Below are 17,947 nucleotides of genomic sequence, written 5' to 3'. Positions count from 1 at the left end.
TTTACGGGACCGGCATGACACAGGGGCGCGGCCCCCCGTGCAGACAGGGGTCAGGGAGCTGGGAAGCCACCGCGATATACTTACGCCCAGCCATGGTTGCTTTTTCGATACAGCCTTCAAGATCCAGCCCAACACGGGTCTTGGCCAGCTTGACCAGCATGGGAACATTCACACCAGACACAACTTCAACATGCCCCGGTTCCCGAAGGGACAGGGCCAGATTGGACGGTGAACTCCCAAAAATATCCGTCAGGACAAGAACACCCTCACCTGTATCAAGCTGATGCAGGAGCTTGTCCGCCTCTGGCCGCAGAAGTGCCGGATCATCGTCATCGCCGACACCGACAATGCCGATCTGAGCCTGAGGCCCGACCACGTGCACCATCGTTTCAAGCAGAACCTCACCCAGCCTGCCGTGCGTCACCAGCATCAGACCAATCATGCAGACTTGTCCTGGACCGACGCATCATGAGGGGGAACAGCCCAGCGCCATGAGGACAGTCCTTTTCGGGCGAGCTCTCTGTGCAGGACCATCATCGGGCCAACAGGAGCAGTTCTGGGCAAAAGACGGGCCAGCTCTTCAATGATGGTTACTGAACGATGGCGACCACCGCTGCATCCGACAGCAATAGTGGCATATTTCTTGCCCTCCTCAACAAAGCGCGGGAGCACCAGATCGAGCAGGCCGTGCACATGACTGAAGAAAGCACCGTAGGCGGGATCGGCTTTAACGTGCTGCACGACAGCCTGATCCAGCCCCGTCATGGGCTGAAGCGTGGCGTCATAATGAGGGTTTCGTAGAAAGCGGGCGTCGAACACCATATCGGCTTCGCGCGGCAAACCGGATGGATATGCAAAAGACATGAGAGCCACGGTCAGGCCATCTTTTGCGTCATTTCCAAAGCGTGTTTCGATGAGCTGACGCAATTCCGGAGCGGGCAGATCAGAGGTATCGATCACAAAATCCGCATGTGCACGCAGAGGTGCCAGCAGGCGCGTTTCCTGTTCGATACCCGGAAGAACCGTTCCGCTACTGACCAGCGGATGACGACGACGGGTGGCTGTAAAACGACGCAGCAGGATTTCGGGCTCTGCTGTTGCATAAAGGAGCTGGACCTGACTTCCCGGCAAGGCTTTCAGCTTGTCGATTTCATCCAGAACACCAGCGGCTTCAAAACCGCGGCTTCGAACGTCAATGCCAATGGCCAGACGTTCGCCACTTCGCGAAGCCAAAGCCTCGAGCAGATGCAATGGCGGATTGTCCACAACTTCGTGGCCCAGATCTTCCAGCACACGTAAAATGGATGATTTTCCGGCACCGGAAAGCCCTGTGACAATCAGGATCTGTCTGGAACCAGGACCATATCCTGCCGAAGGTTCGGACTCGGGAATATTCGCCGGTGTCATGTGCCCTACTCTAGCCCTTTTTCAAAAGAGAAGGAACTATTTCGCAGCTTCAGATTCCCGCAGTGTCGCCCCCTGCCCCCGTAACCCAGTCATACGTTCCCCGACAGGCCTGAAATGCGGCCATCACACGGGATGAATCCCCCGGCAGACAGCCGTTTATGTGCAGAACAACAGCTCCGGTTTGTGGGTCTTTTTCCGGGGTCGGCAGGCGGTCTCCCTGCATCCCGAGCAGCACTTTGAGAATCACTCTCGCATTTGTGACAAAAGGTGTCCTGAGAATCCCCACTCCGCGCACCTCAAGCAGTCCTTCCAACGCAGATGGGGGGCTAACCAGCGGTCCATCCAACAGAACACGATCATCAGACACAAGAGAGAAACCGCGTTCCATCAGTTGCAGCGCGAGCATCGATTTTCCAGAGCCCGATGGGCCGCACAGAAGGATCGCATCTCCGTCATGTGCCACGCAGGACGCATAAAATGTTTCGCTTTCAGGAAACCGTTTCTGAGATGACACTGATTGCGGCCTTTTCAAGACGGGGCTAGAAGCGTTTGCGATAGATCGAGCTGTATCGCCATCAGCTCATCAAGAGTCTGGGGAGGCAACCGCAGCCTCCGATGATGAATCGGAAATACGGATCTTATGGGCGATTTTTCCAGGAATGATATTGTTACCGTTCACGGTGACGAAGTGACCTGCACGGACTTTGACGGCCTTGGACCGCAGGGAGAACGCCCGCAGCGCCTTGCCGAAGAATGCCAGGCCGCACTGAACGCGATCTCCGGCGCCTTGGCAGAACATGGACTGACCCTTGACCAGACGCGCCACGTCGCTGCGATGCTGCGTGAAGGAGATGGCTTCAGTCAGTGTCAAAGCGCACTCGGAGAAGCCCTAGCCTCAGCCAGACCGGCCCTGACGCTGCGAATTGTTCAGGGCTTTCCCGATACCAATCAGCGGATCGCTCTCAGCCTGATTGCCAGCCCTTCTCCATAATGTGGTGAATTCCACCACAAAATGTCTTTTCGAGCCAATTATCTGAGTTCAACCTCTAATTTTTCAGCTTTTGAATAATTTTTATCGCTGAAAACCAAATTTGGCACGCCTTCTGCATAGGGAAAATCAGGCGACATGATCGCCTAATCTTTCAGGCAGAAAGGCCCTCATCATGTCTCGTATTTCCATCTCCGTCTGCACCGCTCTTGTCGCTGCACTCTCCCTCGCACCTGTGTCACACAGCAGAGCCGCCCCCCTTCTCCCAGCTGTCGTGCCTACGACGTCCAGCCAGACAATTAGCGTTTCCGGATTGGACCTGACGTCCAGACAGGGTTGGCAAATTGCTGAAAATCGAATCGACGACGCATCGCGGGCGGTGTGCAGCATCTCGAACCCGATGGATATGGCGACGCTGGACGATGTGTCTTCCTGCGCCGAAAGAGCCCGTGAAGGCGCTTTACAGACCCTACGGGACATCCGGTCAGAACAGAGAGACAGCCATCGGGTTGGGCACGTTCTGCTTGCTGCCAAGCCTGACGCATATCCTCATGGCTAAGGATATTATTTCGCCCCTGTGCATCCTCACGCTAGCAATTCCGTTCGCCGCGACACTCCTGTTGCAGGAGGGCGGCACGGAACAACAGAGGAGTATTATCGTCACCGGAAATCAGTTTGGGCTTGCAGCATATCAGCATGCCTCACTACTCAGATCAGGGAGCCCGAGGCAATCTGACCACGAAACATGCGCCGGAGATTGCGCCAGAAGCATCCACGATGTTTTCGGCAAACAGGCTTCCCCGCAGAGCGTGGATAATCTGACGGCTGATCGCCAGACCAAGGCCGGAATGCTGCCCGAAATTCTCAGTCTGCGGCCGCTCTGAATAAAAGCGGTCAAAGACGCTTTCGAGCTTTCCTGGTGGAATTCCGGGCCCTTGATCACTGATGGTAATTTCCACCACGCTACCGGTTCCGGGTCCGTTGCCAGCGACTTCCCGCGCACTGGCATGAAGCGCGATAATCCCATTGGGGGGCGAAAACGAGACTGCATTGCCAATCAGGTTCCGCAGCACCTGAACAAGACGGTCTTCGACAGCAAACGCCCGAAGCGGTGGCTCCTGATCCCGAACATCCAGACGCAGAATTGGAGCATCTTCCTTACGCGTGGTCTGGTGCATTTCGGCCAGAATGGCGAGCAGCGCCACGACCGTTACGGGTTCGGGTCGCACGCGTGAAAGCTCGGCATCGATCCTGCTTGCATCCGAAATATCCGTAATCAAACGATCCAACCGTTTGACGTCACTATTGATGATCCCCAGCAGACGATCCCGCCGTTCTGGAATCGCAATTCTGGGAAGTGTTTCAATGGCCGACCGGATAGATGAAAGCGGGTTCTTGATTTCGTGACTGACGTCCGCAGCAAAGCGTTCGATGTCATCCATACGCGCCCACAGAGCCAAAGCACTTCCACGCAAGGACCGCGCCAGAACACCGATTTCGTCACGTCTGGCCAAGAGGCGCTCCGGGACGAGGTCCTTGCGCCCGTCAGATTCCCTCATTTCATGTGAGGCACGCGCCAATGTCAGCAGCGGGCGAGCAATTGTCAGGGACAGATACCAGGACAGCAGGACCGTCACGATCAACGCCGCCAGCACAAGCGACAGGATGGAAGAGCGAACCGCAAACAAGGATCGATCTACTTCCGGGGCATGCCGCGTCAGCTGGATTTCCCCAACTGTCAGCCCATCATGCACCACAGGCTCCACAACCGTCACGACCAGCTGATGATCCTTGGTCCGACGGATGAAGGGCGGCAGTTCAGACTGCGCTCTAAGCGGCTGTGCATCATGGGGGCCGTCAGTTGCGGCATCCGGCGTGTCGAGTGTGACAATGCCTTCACTGGATGTGAGCGGCAGCAGCGACAGGAGCCAGTCATAAAAGGTTTCCAGCGCGTTGTTCCGCGGTGGATGCCATGTTTCTCCCTCAGGAACTGCGTCGGGCGCTACGGCTTTAGGCGGCAGTTTGGGTTCCGTCCGGCTGTCCGCAACCAACTTCCCATCCGGATCAAACAACAGGGCATGAGCATTGGGGCTTGGCTCTGTCAGGCGCGCAAGGAGCGGCCTTGCGCGGGAATCCAGAACATAATCACCGCCTGGCGCAGGCTTCCCGCCTGTTTTGGGCGCAGCACTGACGGCTGACTGCCCGATGGCAGCGGCATAAATGTGAGCCTGCTCGCGTAGGGCATTGACGTCTGTTTCGAGCAAGCCGTTCTGAAACTGGTCCAGAAACAGCAATGTCACAGCCAAAAGAGCCAAAGGCAGTATGTTCAGAAGAAGGATACGCCCAAGCAGAGGTGAGGCGAGCCTGCGCCGTTGACTGCGATCCCCGTCTCCCCCTGTTCCCGCATTGAGCACACGACGGATAGACTGCCAGACACCAGCCCTAACGGCCGCTGCACGACGACGGTCGCGCCCCTGCTCAAGACGATCCGAATCCAGATCATAGGGGAGTGCATGGGCCGGCTCTCTACGACCCATGACGTACCTTCTGCCTCACAAGCAAACCCGTCACAGCGCCTCACTCATCCTTGTAACGGTATCCAATGCCGTACAGCGTTTCGATCTGATTGAAGCTGTCATCCACCTGCCGGAATTTCTTGCGAACGCGCTTGATGTGGCTGTCGATCGTCCGGTCATCGACGTAAATGTTGTCGCCATATGCCGCATCAATCAGCTGATCGCGGGACTTCACCATTCCCGGGCGCATGGCCAGCGCCTTTACCAGAAGAAACTCCGTAACAGTCAGGGCAATATCCTGACCACCCCACAGGCACTGGTGTCGTGTTTCATCCAGAGAAAGCTGGCCACGAACGATGGCTGAGCCCACGGTTGTGGCTCCTGCCGCTTCGGCGCGGCTGGCATCCTGCCGTCGCAGCAACGCACGAATGCGTTCGATCAGCAGACGCTGGGAAAACGGCTTGGTGATGTAATCGTCAGCTCCGAGGCGCAGCCCCATGAGCTGATCCAGCTCCTCGTCTTTCGACGTCAGGAAAATGACAGGAAGGTTGGATCGGGCGCGCAGGCGCTGAAGCAGCTCCATACCGTCCATGCGCGGCATCTTGACGTCCAGCACCGCCAGGCTTACCGGGCGGCTGGTGATTCCCTGAAGCGCACTTTCACCATCCGTATAGGTGTGAACGGTGAACCCTTCGGATTCGAGGGTCATCTGGACGGAAGCAAGAATGTTCCGATCGTCATCCACAAGCGCGATAATCGGTGCTGCAGCGATGCCAGAAGGCGTCTGGCAGTTGGCCGATTGAGGCGGAAAGGAAGTGTGGGGCGTCTCCATATGGGGTCCGTCTGCTAAAATCTGATGCGTAGATTATCTATAACGCATGGCGCACTGTGGCGGGAAATAGGCATTTCAATGACATCCTACCACGTTGCAACCCTTGTCTTTGAGACAATCCGCGTTATCTCCTGAAGAAGAACGGGGCCATGAGTTGGCCCGTCCCACAAGATAAGGTCGTGACATGACAGACCAGAAGACTACGCCGGAAACTGTAAACGACGTGCCTGAGCAGGGCGTCGAGACCCCCGGCATGAACGAAACCGGCGGCGAAACGCTGGAAGAAACCACGCCGGAAGCGCGCATTGAGGCTCTTGAAGCCGAAGTGGCAGAACTCAAGGATCGCTGGGTCCGTTCTGAAGCAGAGAACCAGAACATCCGCGCCCGCGCCAAGCGGGATGTGGAAGACGCTCGTCAGTACGCCATCCAGAAATTTGCGCGTGACGTCGTCGAGGCAGCTGAAAATCTTCAGCGCGGCCTTGCCTCTCTTCCGACGAAGACCGAAGGCGAAGACAGCCTCATCACAAAGCTGCGTGAAGGAATTGAAGGCACGGAACGGTCCTTCATCAACATTCTGGAACGTCACGGCATCACCTGTGAAGACCCGACCGGCAAGCCGTTTGATGCCAACCTCCATCAGGCCATGGCGGAACAGCCCTCTGATCAACATACGCCCGGCCACGTCATGCAGTCCTGGACGCCAGCATGGCTTCTGAAGGGCCGTTTGCTGAAGCCAGCCATGGTTGTTGTCGCCAAGGGAACGCCGGAAGCTGATGCAGCAAAGGCGTCTCCAGGTCTCGACACGACCGCCTGATCCCGCTCACGCAGGATTTCTTTTTGCGGAACGTCAGCTCTAATGGTTGGCGTTCCGTCAGACCCTGTTAGAAAATAGGGTCATGAGTCGCATTCTTGTCATCAAGCTCGGTGCTCTGGGCGATTTCGTTCAGGCGTTTGGGGCCTTCGCTTCGATCCGGGCCGCGTTCCCGCACGACAGCATCACCCTGCTGACGACCCCTCCCTTCGTGGAGCTGGCACAGGCGGCGCCCTGGTTCGATGACGTCACGACGGATCGTCGCCCGTCTCTGGCACACCCAGTCGCTCTGCTTCGCCTGTCGCGTGCGCTGCGCGGATTTGATCGCATTTTTGATCTCCAGACCTCCGGGCGGTCTCGCACCTATTTCCGGCTGGCAGGTAGACCACGCAACTGGTCCGGCATCTCTGACGGCTGCTGCCATCCGCATGCCAATCCGTCGCGCAATGAAATGCACACCCTGACCCGCCTTGAAGATCAGCTGCGTGCCGCCGGTCTTCAGCCTATTCCGCGAGAAGTTCCGGAATGGCTGAAGGGACATGGGCCAGAGATTTCCGGTCGGTCTGTCGTGCTTATTCCCGGGGCAGCCCCGCATCGGCCACAGAAACGCTGGCCGGTCACGCGGTTTGCAGAGGTCGCTCAAGCTGTCGCTGCCCGCGGCCTGACTCCAGTCATTGTAGGCTGTGCGGCCGAAAAGCCTCTTGCTGAACAGATTTTGCAGGACTGCCCGAACGCCCTGGACCTCACAGGACAGACCAGTCTGGTTGAGTTGGCGGGCGTTCTCCACAGAGCTGACCTTGTCATTGGCAACGATACAGGTCCGATCCATCTGGCTGCGGCTATGGATCGTCCTATCATCGCCCTGTTTTCCCAGGACAGTGATCCGCGCCTGACGGCTCCACTTTCGCTCACACCGGGATGCACAACCATTCTGGATGTTCCAGATCTGGCTCTGTTACCTGCATCACGCATAGAGGCTCTACTCCCCAGATGACAGTTATACGTTGCGTCACGATGCAGAAAAACGAGGCCGCGCTTCTTGAGCCGTGGATCCTCTGGCACGGGGCCATTTTCGGTCTCTCCAATCTGACCGTTGTCGACAACGGCTCTACAGACCCACACGTCAAAGATGTGCAGAAGCGTTATGAAGCGCAGGGTGTGCAGATCATCCGCAAATATCGGTCCCAAAAGGATTTTTTGCGGAAAGGTGAAATCTTCACGGACATTATCCGGGGCTGGGATGCAGAGAATGCCTGTGATTTCGCACTCCCTATGGATTGCGATGAATTTCTTGCGTTCTTCCTCGACCGCCTGTCGGTGGATCCGGCGGAAATCCGCGCGCAGTTCGAGCTTCTGAAAAACGAACAGGCGACCCTGATTACCGATCGCCTCCTTCTGAACGTGCCAAATGCTCCCAATTACTACCGCCCCCAGTCGGTTCCGAGAGCACTGTTCAAGGCTCATACGATTGTGGGACTGGATCGGGGCCTGCATGCCCCGCAGACCATCTACCCAGAGCGCTGCGTGCGGACGCCCTTTGTGCATCTTCATCTGCACAATCGACCTGACTACGAAGACATCCGCCGCTTTGCCCGTCAGAAGCTCGCTCATATCGCTGGCGCCATTCCGGGGAAAAAGCCAAGAGCGGGCCAGATCACACCCGAGAACCCCAAAGAGGGATATCATCTTCGATACTATTTTCAGGCCAGTCAGGAAGATTTCCTCCGCAGCTACCTGCACACGCCCGATATTTATGCGCCCGTCATCGCAGACCATTTCCGGGCGTTAGGTTTAGATCCTGCGCCAATCCTCGGAGATACGGCCGCGCCGCAGTTCCCAGTGCATGTTCCACAGAATTTTCTGGCTCATCGTCGACTGGAAGATGGATCACAGCACGAATACGGCCTGTTTGATCCCCTCGCCTACGCTTACGAGAATGAAGATGTGGTGAAAGACGCCTTTTATGGCATCTGGCCGCTGATCCATTACATGGACGCCGGATGGCGCGAAGGACGGCGCCCGAATGCCAACGGAATGGCGCCATTTCTGCTTCAGGCGGCAGTTCCTACCGTATAAATCCGCTTTCAGGCCGGTGCAGGGCTTGCGGCCAATCCCCGATTGAGGCCATTTACGCGTGTCTTTTTCCCGGCAGAGGGCTGCCGGGAGCAATCGCAGAGGAGCGATCCCATGCCCGCCATCACACTCCCCGACGGAAGCGTCCGCACGTTCGACGGGACCGTGACGGGCACGACTATCGCGGCCTCCATCGGTCCGGGGCTGGCAAAAGCCGCTCTGGCCATGGAGGTGAACGGCAAGCTCGTCGATCTTTCAACCGAAATTGCGGACGATGCGGCCGTCAAGTTCGTCACGAAAAAAGACGATGCCTCACTTGAGATGATCCGCCATGATGCGGCGCATGTTCTGGCAGAAGCCGTGCAGTCGCTCTGGCCGGAAACGCAGGTCACGATCGGTCCGAGTATTAAGGATGGCTTCTATTACGATTTCTCCCGTGAGAAGCCGTTCACACCCGATGACTTCGAAGCCATCGAAGCCAAGATGCGCGAGATCGTCGCTGCCAACGCCCCTTTCACCCGTGAAGTGTGGGATCGTGACGAAGCCATCCGCTTCTTTGAAGAGAAGGGTGAGGACTTCAAGGCCGAACTGATCCGCGATCTGCCGGAAAGCGAGCAGATTTCGATCTACCGTCAGGGCGAATGGCTCGATCTCTGCCGCGGCCCGCATCTGCGCGGCACAGCAGACGTTGGCACGGCCTTCAAGCTTATGCGCGTGGCTGGTGCTTACTGGCGTGGTGACCATCGCAACCCCATGCTAACCCGCATTTACGGCACAGCATGGCGCGACAAGAAGGAGCTGGACGCTCATCTGATGCGTCTGGAAGAAGCCGAGAAGCGCGATCATCGCCGGATTGGCCGCGAGATGGACCTCTTCCACATTCAGGAAGAAGCCGTCGGACAGATCTTCTGGCACCACAAGGGCTGGCGTCTGTACACGGTCCTTCAGGACTATATGCGCCGCGCACAGTCCCGGAATGGTTACGAAGAAGTTCGCACGCCACAGCTCGTGGACCGTGCCCTCTGGGAAGCCTCCGGTCACTGGGACAAATATCGTGAGAACATGTTCATCGCGCAGGTTGAGGATGAGGACAAAACCCTTGCTCTGAAGCCGATGAACTGCCCGTGCCATGTGCAGATCTTCCGCCATGGCCTGCGGTCTTACCGTGAACTGCCGCTGCGTATGGCTGAGTTCGGAGCGTGCCATCGTTATGAGCCGTCCGGCTCGCTGCATGGCATCATGCGCGTTCGGGGCTTCACGCAGGATGACGCCCATATCTTCTGCACGGACGATCAGATTGCGGATGAAACCGCAAAGTTCGTGAAGATGCTGGCGGAAGTTTACACGGATCTGGGCTTCGAGAGCTTCCGCGTGAAGTTTTCGGACCGTCCGGAGACGCGTGCCGGCTCTGACGAAGTCTGGGATCGGGCCGAAGGCTCGCTCAAGACGGCCTGTGAAATCGCTGGTGTTGAATACGAGTATAACCCTGGCGAAGGCGCCTTTTACGGCCCGAAGCTGGAGTTCGTTCTGACGGACGCCATCGGTCGTGACTGGCAGTGTGGTACGCTTCAGGTGGACTACGTTCTGCCAGAGCGTCTGGATGCGTCCTATATTGGTGAAGATAGCCAGCGTCATCGCCCCGTCATGCTGCACCGCGCCATCCTTGGCAGCTTCGAGCGCTTTATCGGCATCCTGATCGAGCAGTATGCTGGCAAGTTCCCGCTCTGGCTGGCGCCGACGCAGGTTGTAGTGGCGTCCATCGTTTCCGATGCTGCTGATTACGCCAATGAGGTTGCTGCCGAACTGAAGGCAGCCGGGCTTCAGGTTGTAACCGACGTTCGCAACGACAAGATCAACGCCAAGATCCGCGAACACAGCCTTGCGCGCGTTCCCGTTATTCTAGTGGTTGGACGCCGTGAAGCAGAAGAGCGCAAAGTGGCGATGCGTCGCCTTGGGGGCGCCAATCAGGAAATCCTGGGACTCGAAGAGGCTGTAAAAACTCTCACAGCCGAGGCCACCCCACCTGATATTGCCCGGTTTTCGAAGGATTGAGCGTAATACCCTTGCGCCCGGAAGGGCGCAGGACTATGTGCAAAAGGAATGGGATCGGCAAAGATCGAAACCCGCCCCTCTTTGACGAGGCGCGGGCGTTCGGGTCAGTGCTGGTCCTTGTATGAAAATTACGACAGGAGCTGACCATAGCTAGACCGCCGATGCAGGCCGCGCCCACACGTGAGGGGCCGCGCGTCAATGAGGAAATCCGTGTTCCGCAGGTTCGTCTGATTGACGAAGAAGGCGAAATGCAAGGCGTCATGACGACCCGGGATGCTCTGATGCGTGCTTTCTCGGTTGGCCTTGACCTCCTGGAAATCAGCCCGACCGCTGTTCCCCCTGTTGTGAAGATCTTGGACTACGGCAAGTTCAAGTACGAGCAGCAGAAGAAGAAGAACGAAGCCCGCAAGAAGCAGAAGGTCGTTGAGATCAAGGAAGTGAAGGTTCGTCCCGGCACGGGCGAGCATGACTTCCAGACGAAGCTCAAGGCCATCAACTCGTTCCTGGATGATGGCGACAAGGTAAAGGTATCTCTTCGCTTCAAGGGCCGTGAAATGGCTCACCAGGAGCTGGGTGCAAAGATGATGGAGCGCATCCGCATCGAGGTCGAAGAAAAGGCCAAGGTTGAGCAGATGCCCCGTATGGAAAACCGTCAGATGCTCATGGTTATAGCTCCGCGCTAAAACCGGGTTCTTACGCGATCCACAGAAAAAGCAGCCTTCTTCGGAAGGCTGCTTTTTTTATGCCTTTAGTCTTGGAGTTCGCCTATTCGCCGAACTCATGCTGATAGCCGCGATACAAATCCATGAGTTGGACAAGAGTGAGCCGGACATCGTCAACCACACTCCCCCAATCTCCTGCCACAGGCTGACGGAAAATTCGCATATCCGGATACCAGGCGGTCTGAGTTCCTGCATCTCCCCAACGCCAGCAAGCGTCAGAGCGTGACAGCATCCAGACGGGTTTACACAGTCCACCCGCCAGATGAGCCATGGACGTATCCACCGTAATCAGAAGATCCACACCTGAGAGTCTGGCAGCGGTATCAGCGAAATCGAGAATATTCTCGGTCCCATCAACCAGTGGTAGTCCGGTTTCAGCAACTTGATGGCGGGCCGCTCCCATTTGGAAACTTACGAAACGCACACCTTTTACTGAAAACAGAGGCCTCAATGTCTCCAACGACATGCTGCGGCGGCGATCCGTCTGCGTCGCACGCAGATCGTGAGGTCTGGGATCTCCGCTCCAGACAAGCCCGACGATGAAATCCGGAGGTTGGCAGGAACCTTGAACCTGGGTGCTGAGCTTGCCTCCCTGAGTTGTCATGTCTTCTTCTGACACAGACAGGTAGGGAAACTGTCCAACAAACTCTGCCGTCAGTCCGAGCCTCACGGGAAGGCTCATCATCGGGCAATGATAGTCGAAGCTGTCGGCAGGATCGAGAACTGAGACTACCCGGGATACGCCCGCTACACGCTGCGTCAGTCGTACCAATGGAACTGGAACCTGCACTACAACTTCGGCACCCCGCTGGGCCAGTATCGGCATCAGGCGGATGAAATGCAGAGTGTCTCCATATCCCTGTTCGTGATGAACAAGAATGGTGCACCCCTTCAGGGATTCCCCTTCCCAGACTGGCGCGTCGATATCAGCCCTGACTGTTCTCGAAGAGAGCCAACGGCTTTCGTATTCCTGCCATCCTAAAAGAAAATCACCCGATTTCAGCAGAGCCGTCGCACGGCCAAAACGGATAACGGGATGATCAGGAGACCGTTGAAGCGCAGCATCGTAGAACTGTAAGGCTTCTGCAGACCGGTTCAAACATTGGAGAATATGCCCGGCGTTATTGAGAGCATTTGCATCATCAGGCTGCATTTTCAAAGCAGACTGCGCGAAACCCAGCGCCGCTTCAAACTGTCCGTCGCGCGAGAGAACCATACTCAGGTCGGTAGCGTACTCAGGAATAGACGGGTCCTGCTGCACGGCAGTGTCCAGAGCTTTGATAGACCCTCCCAGATCATCCTGATGCAGCAGGGCAATGCCCAGTCGATGCCAGACCCTTGCCGCATGAGGCCTTGCTTCGAGGGCTTGGCCATAGAACAGGGATGCCTTTTCCCAGCACTGAAGACGCTCATAAACGCCACCAAGAAGGAAAAGACTTTCAGGCCTCTCTGGCAGAAGCGTTTCTGCCTCTCGCAGAACGTCAATAGCACTCTCACGCTGCCCCACTTCTTCCAGGCCGACTGCTACTCGCAAATATTCTGTGAAGGTACGACGTGTAAGCAGACAGGGGCTGGGGGAAAGTGTGGTCATTCCGACTCCTCGTCCTTTGTCTGTAAGAGGAAATTCTTAAGAATTCCTCAAACTCCATTCGTTCATCACATCGTTTCTGAGACCATATCTTTGATACGATTGAAATAAATTAATAATTTAAAAGAAATTCTCTTTTCAAATTGGACATTACAAGTCCGAAAATATTTCCAATATTTATAAAATGAGCCTCTCAGTGCATCTTATGGGCGTTTGAAAAAGAGGCTGTGATCAGAAATAAATCCGATTTCAGATCAATCATTGGGTGTCTTGGCTACGATGTTGCGCTAAGAGCGCTTTCTATTCTGTTTTAAAGGCCTCCCCGGGCTTTAACCCGCCTGGAATGGACTCCATGACCCATCCGACGACGAACCCGGCTTCACGCCCCGCCGCGCCATTTGCGGAATTTCTACTCTCACGCGCACCACGCTCACCGCTCCGTAACGCTGTCTCCGCTGCTCACTACCGCCCCGAGGCGGAATGTGTGGACGCGCTGCTGCCGCGTGCTGACCTCACACCTGAGCAGGATCGTCAAGCCACCAGAGTAGCCCATGGCCTTGCTGAGGCCGCACGAGACTCCTTGCCCGATATTGTGGGGAGCCTTTTGCAGGCATTCCCTCTGTCTTCACCTGAAGGGCAATCTGTTCTGGCTCTGGAAGAGGCACTCCTGCGCATTCCGGATTCTGCGACTCAAGATGCGCTGATCCGTTCTCTCGTGGGAGCTACCGACTGGGGACGGCATATCAGTAAACGCCGTGCGTCGGTTGTGAACTCGATTGCGTTGAACCTGTCCCTTGCAGGGCGTTTCAACCAGAGCAAGGGGTTCAGCCTTCGTCGGCTAACCCTTCAGACATCTACTCCCATGGTTCGCCGCAGTCTGGAAAAAGCTATCCGTGCCATAGGAAGCGGATTCATTCTGGGCTCCACACTGGCTCAGGCTCTGAGACTGTCCGCTCCTGCAGAAAAATATGGGCTGACATATGCATATGATCCGCAGGCCAACACCGCTCTAACTGCTCATCAAGCCCTTGATGCCCTTACCGTCTATGAAGACGCACTGGAAGATATCAGCCAACACGCGGGCATCACCGGCGACTTTCATGACCGCCCGATGCTGTATGTACGTCTGCCCGCATTGAGCGCGCGATTCAGCCGTTTCAGGCGCGAGCGGATCATGACGGAGCTGTTGCCGATCCTGCAAAGACTTACCATCCGGGCACGGCAACTGGATGTCGGCATCCTGCTGTCCAGCGAAGACAGTACGCATCTTGAGCTGACGCTGGATCTGCTTGAGGCTCTCTGTGTGCTGCCTGAACTCGGGAACTGGAATGGGCTTGGCATGACCGTCCAGACCTATGATCGTCGTGCTTCAGCTGTCGTAGATTTTCTTATTGATCTGGGATGGCGCACCGGGCGTCGCGTTCTTGTCAGACTGGTCAAAGGCTCCTGCTGGAATTCGGAAATTCGACAAGCCCAGAAAACCGGACTGGCTGACTTCCCTGTTTTCACGCGCCGTTGCCACACGGATGTCAGTTATCTCGCCTGCGCCCGACAGCTTCTTGAATCGCTGGATGCCACTTACCCGCAGTTTGCCACCCATAATCCGCGGACTATTGGTCATATTCTGGCGCTCGCAGGGCAGGTTCGGCTGGGAGATTTCGAGTTCGCATGCCTGCATGGGCTGGGGCTGGCTCTCGCGCAGCATCTGCGAAACCAACAGGGCATGAACCTGCCCTGCCGGGTGCATGCTCCCATCGGGGAAGTCGCAGCACTGATGCCCAGTTTCGTCAGGCAGCTACTGGAAAATGGCGCTGCCTCGCTTGTTGTCAGCCGCGACGAAGATCCGGCCATTACGATCGAAGCGTTAACGGCTAACCCCGTCGAGGCAACACGCGCCATTCTGAGAACCGAGCGCCCTAATCGTGCGGTTCGTGCACCGTCAGATATTTTCCAGCCTGGGCGACGCAACGCGGCAGGCCTGGATCTTTTCAACGAGCTGACACTTCGGGCCCTCCATGAAACCCTTGATGGAGATGCGCCTTTCCTCCACGCCCGCGCTCTGACGCCGGGTGTCACCAGTCAGCACGACCGCTCCCGTCTGCTCTACAACCCCGCAGACCGACATGACCCGATTGGTGACGTTGTCGAGACTGATGGAAAGACACTGCTGTCTGCACTGGAGACAGCGGAGCATGCGCTTGCCAGTTGGGCAGGCAGCAGCCCTGAAGTGCGGATTGCCTGTCTGGGGAAAGCTGCTGATCTGATTGAGGCCCACCGGATTGAGCTCATGGCGCTTCTGGTACGGGAAGCTGGAAAGACCCTTCCGGCTGCTCAGGATGAAGTCCGTGAGGCCGTCAGTATTCTTCGCCATGATGCGGAACGTCTGCAAGGGCGGGATTATCATTTGCAGGCCTCACCGCTCGGCCTTGTTGCGTGTATCAGTCCCTGGAGCAGCCCGCTGGCGGCGTTCGTGCAACAGATTTCCGTCTCTCTTGCAGCGGGAAACGTTGTTTTGGCCAAGCCAGCCGAGCAAACCCCGTTTATTGCAAGCCGCACCATTCAGCTTCTGCATGACGCTGGGATTCCACCTGAAGTTCTGCACCTTTTACCCGGCGACGGATCGGTGGGAGAGCGTCTGGTAGCTGATCACCGGGTCGATGCCGTGATGTTCACTGGCTCAACGCCAGTTGGCAAAGCCGTTTCACGCCAGATCTTTGATCGGCAGGGGCGCACGGGCACACCTGTTCCTCTCGTGGCGCGCACGGGCGGACAGAATGCAATGCTGGTCGATAGCTCCGCGCATGCAGAACAGGTCGTGCAGGATATTCTGAGCTCTGCTTTTGACAGTGCGGGGCAACGCTGTTCGTCTCTTCGTATCATGTTGATCCAAGAAGACTGTGCAGACCATGTTCTTGAGCTTCTGAAGGGCGCGATTCAGGATCTGGCTATTGGGAACCCGGCGCGTCTTTCAACGGATATCGGGCCAATTATCTCTCCGGAAGCCCGGACAGAAGCGATGGATCATATTGAAATGATGCGTCGGGCTGGCCGAACTGTCTGGTCCCCCGAACTGGGTGAAAACTGTCGATACGGCCATTTTCTTCCCCCGACGCTGATTGAAATCGGCCGTGTTGCCGATATTCCGCATGAAGTGTTCGGGCCGGTCCTGCATGTGCGTCGCTTCAACCGCAACGAAATGGACGGCGTGATCGACGCTGTAAATTCCATGGGGTACGGCCTGACTTTTGGCGTTCATTCGCGTGTCGCCATGACAGTAGATCGCACGACTAACCGCATTCAGGCGGGGAACATCTACGTCAATCGGGCCATAACAGGGGCAGTTATTGGCTCACAACCTTTTGGTGGGTCCGGACTTTCCGGTTGTGGCCCCAAGGCAGGGGGGCCTTTTGCCCTCCGCCGCATGAGTGCCCGCACATCCCCATGGTTTGCGCCTAAAGATGCAAATCCGGGTAGTATCCCGCGCCATGCGCAAAGTTTGGTGACGTTTCTTGAAAGCCGGGATGCCGTCTCAGCCCGCCAGATCCGACAGGATATTGCGCATGCCATGACGGGCTTCTCAATGACACTGCCCGGCCCCGCTGGAGAGACCAACACACTGACACTCAAGCCCTGTGGCCCGGTACTCTGCGCAGGTGAAAGCTGGCCTGCCATTCTCAGGGCCGTCGGTATGGCTCTGGGAACCGGAAACCCTGCCCTGGTTCTTGGCCCAGATCACGCACTGGACTGGATGCAACGTCTTTCACCTGGTTTGGCCGACCGTATCCAGCGCGTTGATCCAGGGGCTTTGCCGGAATGTGCCGTCATGATCATGGAACGACACTCCCCCCGCGCGCTGCAGGCTGCCTCAACCCTGACAGCACGCGAAGGGCGCATTGTTCCCATTCATGTGTTGGATTGTCTGCGCCCCGAATGGCTTCTGGAAGAGCACGTCGTGACCGTTAATACCGCTGCCCTTTGCGGCGATCTGACCACGATGGCTCTGTCCTGAAAGCACTTCAGTGATGAAGACTGGCCGTAACGTCCCACGTAATTTTCTGCGTCTCTGAGCGGCCATCTTCAGCAGGGTCCAGGGAATAGACCTGATGAACAATCGCGTCATCCAGGTTAGTCATGGAAAAACTACCCTGCTGTGGCTGCTTATTCTGCACAAAGCTGCCCAGAATGCTCTCGGTGGTGTCGTAATCCTTAAGCGCCGGATTTGTGAGAGCGATCATGGAGACATACTCGTAAAGAGAAGGCCATGAGACGCCATCCATCTTCGAAAGATCTACCGTCACAGCCATATACTTGATCGTTTCGACCGTCTGTGATCCGAGGAAAGACGTCATTAACGGCTCATGCACATAAGCTGGGGCCATAAGTGTGGGACCAACATGCATGGGCATGTGGTAAGTGTCCTCAATCCCGACATCCGCAAACCAGCGAACAGGATAACTTTCCTGCAAGGCTTTCTTCACGCGTGGAGACGGAAGACGAATGTTGTCATTAAAGACGGGCGATGTGTCGAGACCCTGCATGAGATAGGGATCACGAGCCAGAATATGGGAGATGAGATCGTCTTCATGGACAGTCGCGAGAATGAAAAGCCGGGGTATCCTGCAATTCGCCCGCAGGTGAACACCATATTTCGCAAAACGCTCCGTCAGATGGGTCTGAAAATTTTCTTCCACCCCGGCTGGAAAACCAATGAACTGCGAACAGACCGTTCGGTCCCAACGAGCAATTTGACGACCACTGGCAGGCTGAACGATTTCTTCCACGGCATGTCGGGTCTGATCGGCAGAGTAACCCTGCACGACCAGTTTCTCCTGTGCGTGAAGAGAAGGCGCTAAGGCAAGCAATGCGGCAACAAGAGGCATCCAGACTTTCATGACACAGCCCTTTACGACATTTCATGTCAAACTATGTCTGAATTTTACAGCTTGTACAACTATTCC

General features: G+C 56.5%; 15 protein-coding genes. 8 read left to right on the top strand and 7 right to left on the bottom strand.

From position 1 onward, the window contains the following. Position 1: 1 nt before the first annotated feature. The 3 genes from M2305_RS07730 to M2305_RS07720 are packed head-to-tail and all read right to left on the bottom strand — an operon-like array spanning position 2 to position 1,921. A complete protein-coding gene (locus M2305_RS07730; protein WP_086633509.1) occupies positions 2-442 on the bottom strand; it encodes a PTS sugar transporter subunit IIA in 441 nt (146 codons plus the stop codon). After that, positions 439-1,407 carry an RNase adapter RapZ gene (rapZ, locus tag M2305_RS07725; RefSeq protein ID WP_211495539.1) on the bottom strand — a complete coding sequence of 323 codons (969 nt, stop codon included), beginning with the start codon at positions 1,405-1,407 and terminating at the stop codon, positions 439-441. Before rapZ ends, M2305_RS07730 begins: the two co-directional genes overlap by 4 nt. Positions 1,408-1,456: 49 nt before the next feature. Then, complete coding sequence (locus M2305_RS07720) at positions 1,457-1,921, bottom strand: HPr kinase/phosphorylase (protein WP_255376433.1); 465 nt, start codon at positions 1,919-1,921, stop codon at positions 1,457-1,459. Positions 1,922-2,047: 126 nt separating this feature from the next. Between M2305_RS07720 and M2305_RS07715 the strand changes: the two genes are divergently transcribed. Both M2305_RS07715 and M2305_RS07710 read left to right on the top strand, forming a co-directional pair. Continuing rightward, a complete protein-coding gene (locus M2305_RS07715) occupies positions 2,048-2,398 on the top strand; it encodes a class I SAM-dependent methyltransferase (protein WP_046900628.1) in 351 nt (116 codons plus the stop codon). A 172-nt stretch (positions 2,399-2,570) separates the two neighbouring features. Beyond that, positions 2,571-2,954, top strand: a complete 384-nt coding sequence (locus M2305_RS07710; protein WP_264649033.1) for a UrcA family protein — start codon at positions 2,571-2,573, stop codon at positions 2,952-2,954. A gap of 154 nt (positions 2,955-3,108) precedes the next feature. Here the strand turns inward: M2305_RS07710 and M2305_RS07705 are convergent, their stop codons facing one another. Then, positions 3,109-4,932, bottom strand: a complete 1,824-nt coding sequence (locus tag M2305_RS07705) for a stimulus-sensing domain-containing protein (RefSeq protein WP_064274588.1) — start codon at positions 4,930-4,932, stop codon at positions 3,109-3,111. 40 nt (positions 4,933-4,972) lie between these two features. After that, the gene (locus tag M2305_RS07700; RefSeq protein ID WP_086633513.1) at positions 4,973-5,743 is read right to left on the bottom strand and encodes a response regulator transcription factor; all 771 of its coding nucleotides are present in this window, start codon (positions 5,741-5,743) and stop codon (positions 4,973-4,975) included. Between the two features lie 184 nt (positions 5,744-5,927). Between M2305_RS07700 and M2305_RS07695 the strand changes: the two genes are divergently transcribed. From M2305_RS07695 to infC, 5 genes are all read left to right on the top strand, one after another. After that, complete coding sequence (locus M2305_RS07695) at positions 5,928-6,557, top strand: nucleotide exchange factor GrpE (RefSeq protein WP_064274586.1); 630 nt, start codon at positions 5,928-5,930, stop codon at positions 6,555-6,557. 82 nt (positions 6,558-6,639) lie between these two features. Then, a complete protein-coding gene (locus M2305_RS07690; RefSeq protein ID WP_264649032.1) occupies positions 6,640-7,548 on the top strand; it encodes a glycosyltransferase family 9 protein in 909 nt (302 codons plus the stop codon). Next, entirely contained in the window at positions 7,545-8,630 is a 1,086-nt protein-coding gene (locus M2305_RS07685) for a glycosyltransferase family 2 protein (protein ID WP_264649031.1), read from the top strand. The genes M2305_RS07690 and M2305_RS07685 overlap by 4 nt, the downstream gene beginning before the upstream one ends. A 111-nt stretch (positions 8,631-8,741) precedes the next feature. After that, on the top strand, positions 8,742-10,679 hold the full coding sequence (gene thrS, locus M2305_RS07680) for a threonine--tRNA ligase (protein WP_211502358.1): 1,938 nt from the start codon (positions 8,742-8,744) through the stop codon (positions 10,677-10,679). A gap of 161 nt (positions 10,680-10,840) precedes the next feature. Further along, positions 10,841-11,362 carry a translation initiation factor IF-3 gene (gene infC, locus M2305_RS07675; RefSeq protein WP_046900620.1) on the top strand — a complete coding sequence of 174 codons (522 nt, stop codon included), beginning with the start codon at positions 10,841-10,843 and terminating at the stop codon, positions 11,360-11,362. 82 nt (positions 11,363-11,444) lie between these two features. Here the strand turns inward: infC and M2305_RS07670 are convergent, their stop codons facing one another. Next, positions 11,445-12,992: a tetratricopeptide repeat protein gene (locus M2305_RS07670; protein ID WP_264649030.1), complete on the bottom strand. Its 1,548-nt coding sequence runs from the start codon at positions 12,990-12,992 to the stop codon at positions 11,445-11,447. Between the two features lie 349 nt (positions 12,993-13,341). On the opposite strand from M2305_RS07670, the gene putA reads away from it, so the two are divergent. After that, on the top strand, positions 13,342-16,998 hold the full coding sequence (gene putA, locus M2305_RS07665) for a bifunctional proline dehydrogenase/L-glutamate gamma-semialdehyde dehydrogenase PutA (protein ID WP_264649029.1): 3,657 nt from the start codon (positions 13,342-13,344) through the stop codon (positions 16,996-16,998). Positions 16,999-17,005: 7 nt separating this feature from the next. Here the strand turns inward: putA and M2305_RS07660 are convergent, their stop codons facing one another. Next, entirely contained in the window at positions 17,006-17,869 is an 864-nt protein-coding gene (locus M2305_RS07660; protein WP_249198376.1) for a hypothetical protein, read from the bottom strand. Positions 17,870-17,947: the final 78 nt, after the last annotated feature.

It is taken from the genome of Gluconobacter cerinus, from assembly GCF_025961355.1.
Classification (GTDB): Bacteria; Pseudomonadota; Alphaproteobacteria; order Acetobacterales; family Acetobacteraceae; genus Gluconobacter; species Gluconobacter cerinus.
Note: the sequence above shows the minus strand (reverse complement) of the source record. Positions and strands in the feature narration are given on the sequence as shown.

Excerpts from the sequence above, each read along its gene's own strand:
- M2305_RS07730 (WP_086633509.1), bottom strand. The coding sequence starts at position 442 with ATGATTGGTCTGATGCTGGTGACGCACGGCAGGCTGGGTGAGGTTCTG.
- rapZ (WP_211495539.1), bottom strand. The coding sequence starts at position 1,407 with ATGACACCGGCGAATATTCCCGAGTCCGAACCTTCGGCAGGATATGGT.
- M2305_RS07715 (WP_046900628.1), top strand. The coding sequence starts at position 2,048 with ATGGGCGATTTTTCCAGGAATGATATTGTTACCGTTCACGGTGACGAA.
- M2305_RS07710 (WP_264649033.1), top strand. The coding sequence starts at position 2,571 with ATGTCTCGTATTTCCATCTCCGTCTGCACCGCTCTTGTCGCTGCACTC.
- M2305_RS07705 (WP_064274588.1), bottom strand. The coding sequence starts at position 4,932 with ATGGGTCGTAGAGAGCCGGCCCATGCACTCCCCTATGATCTGGATTCG.
- M2305_RS07700 (WP_086633513.1), bottom strand. The coding sequence starts at position 5,743 with ATGGAGACGCCCCACACTTCCTTTCCGCCTCAATCGGCCAACTGCCAG.
- M2305_RS07695 (WP_064274586.1), top strand. The coding sequence starts at position 5,928 with ATGACAGACCAGAAGACTACGCCGGAAACTGTAAACGACGTGCCTGAG.
- M2305_RS07690 (WP_264649032.1), top strand. The coding sequence starts at position 6,640 with ATGAGTCGCATTCTTGTCATCAAGCTCGGTGCTCTGGGCGATTTCGTT.
- M2305_RS07685 (WP_264649031.1), top strand. The coding sequence starts at position 7,545 with ATGACAGTTATACGTTGCGTCACGATGCAGAAAAACGAGGCCGCGCTT.
- thrS (WP_211502358.1), top strand. The coding sequence starts at position 8,742 with ATGCCCGCCATCACACTCCCCGACGGAAGCGTCCGCACGTTCGACGGG.
- infC (WP_046900620.1), top strand. The coding sequence starts at position 10,841 with ATGCAGGCCGCGCCCACACGTGAGGGGCCGCGCGTCAATGAGGAAATC.
- M2305_RS07670 (WP_264649030.1), bottom strand. The coding sequence starts at position 12,992 with ATGACCACACTTTCCCCCAGCCCCTGTCTGCTTACACGTCGTACCTTC.
- putA (WP_264649029.1), top strand. The coding sequence starts at position 13,342 with ATGACCCATCCGACGACGAACCCGGCTTCACGCCCCGCCGCGCCATTT.
- M2305_RS07660 (WP_249198376.1), bottom strand. The coding sequence starts at position 17,869 with ATGCCTCTTGTTGCCGCATTGCTTGCCTTAGCGCCTTCTCTTCACGCA.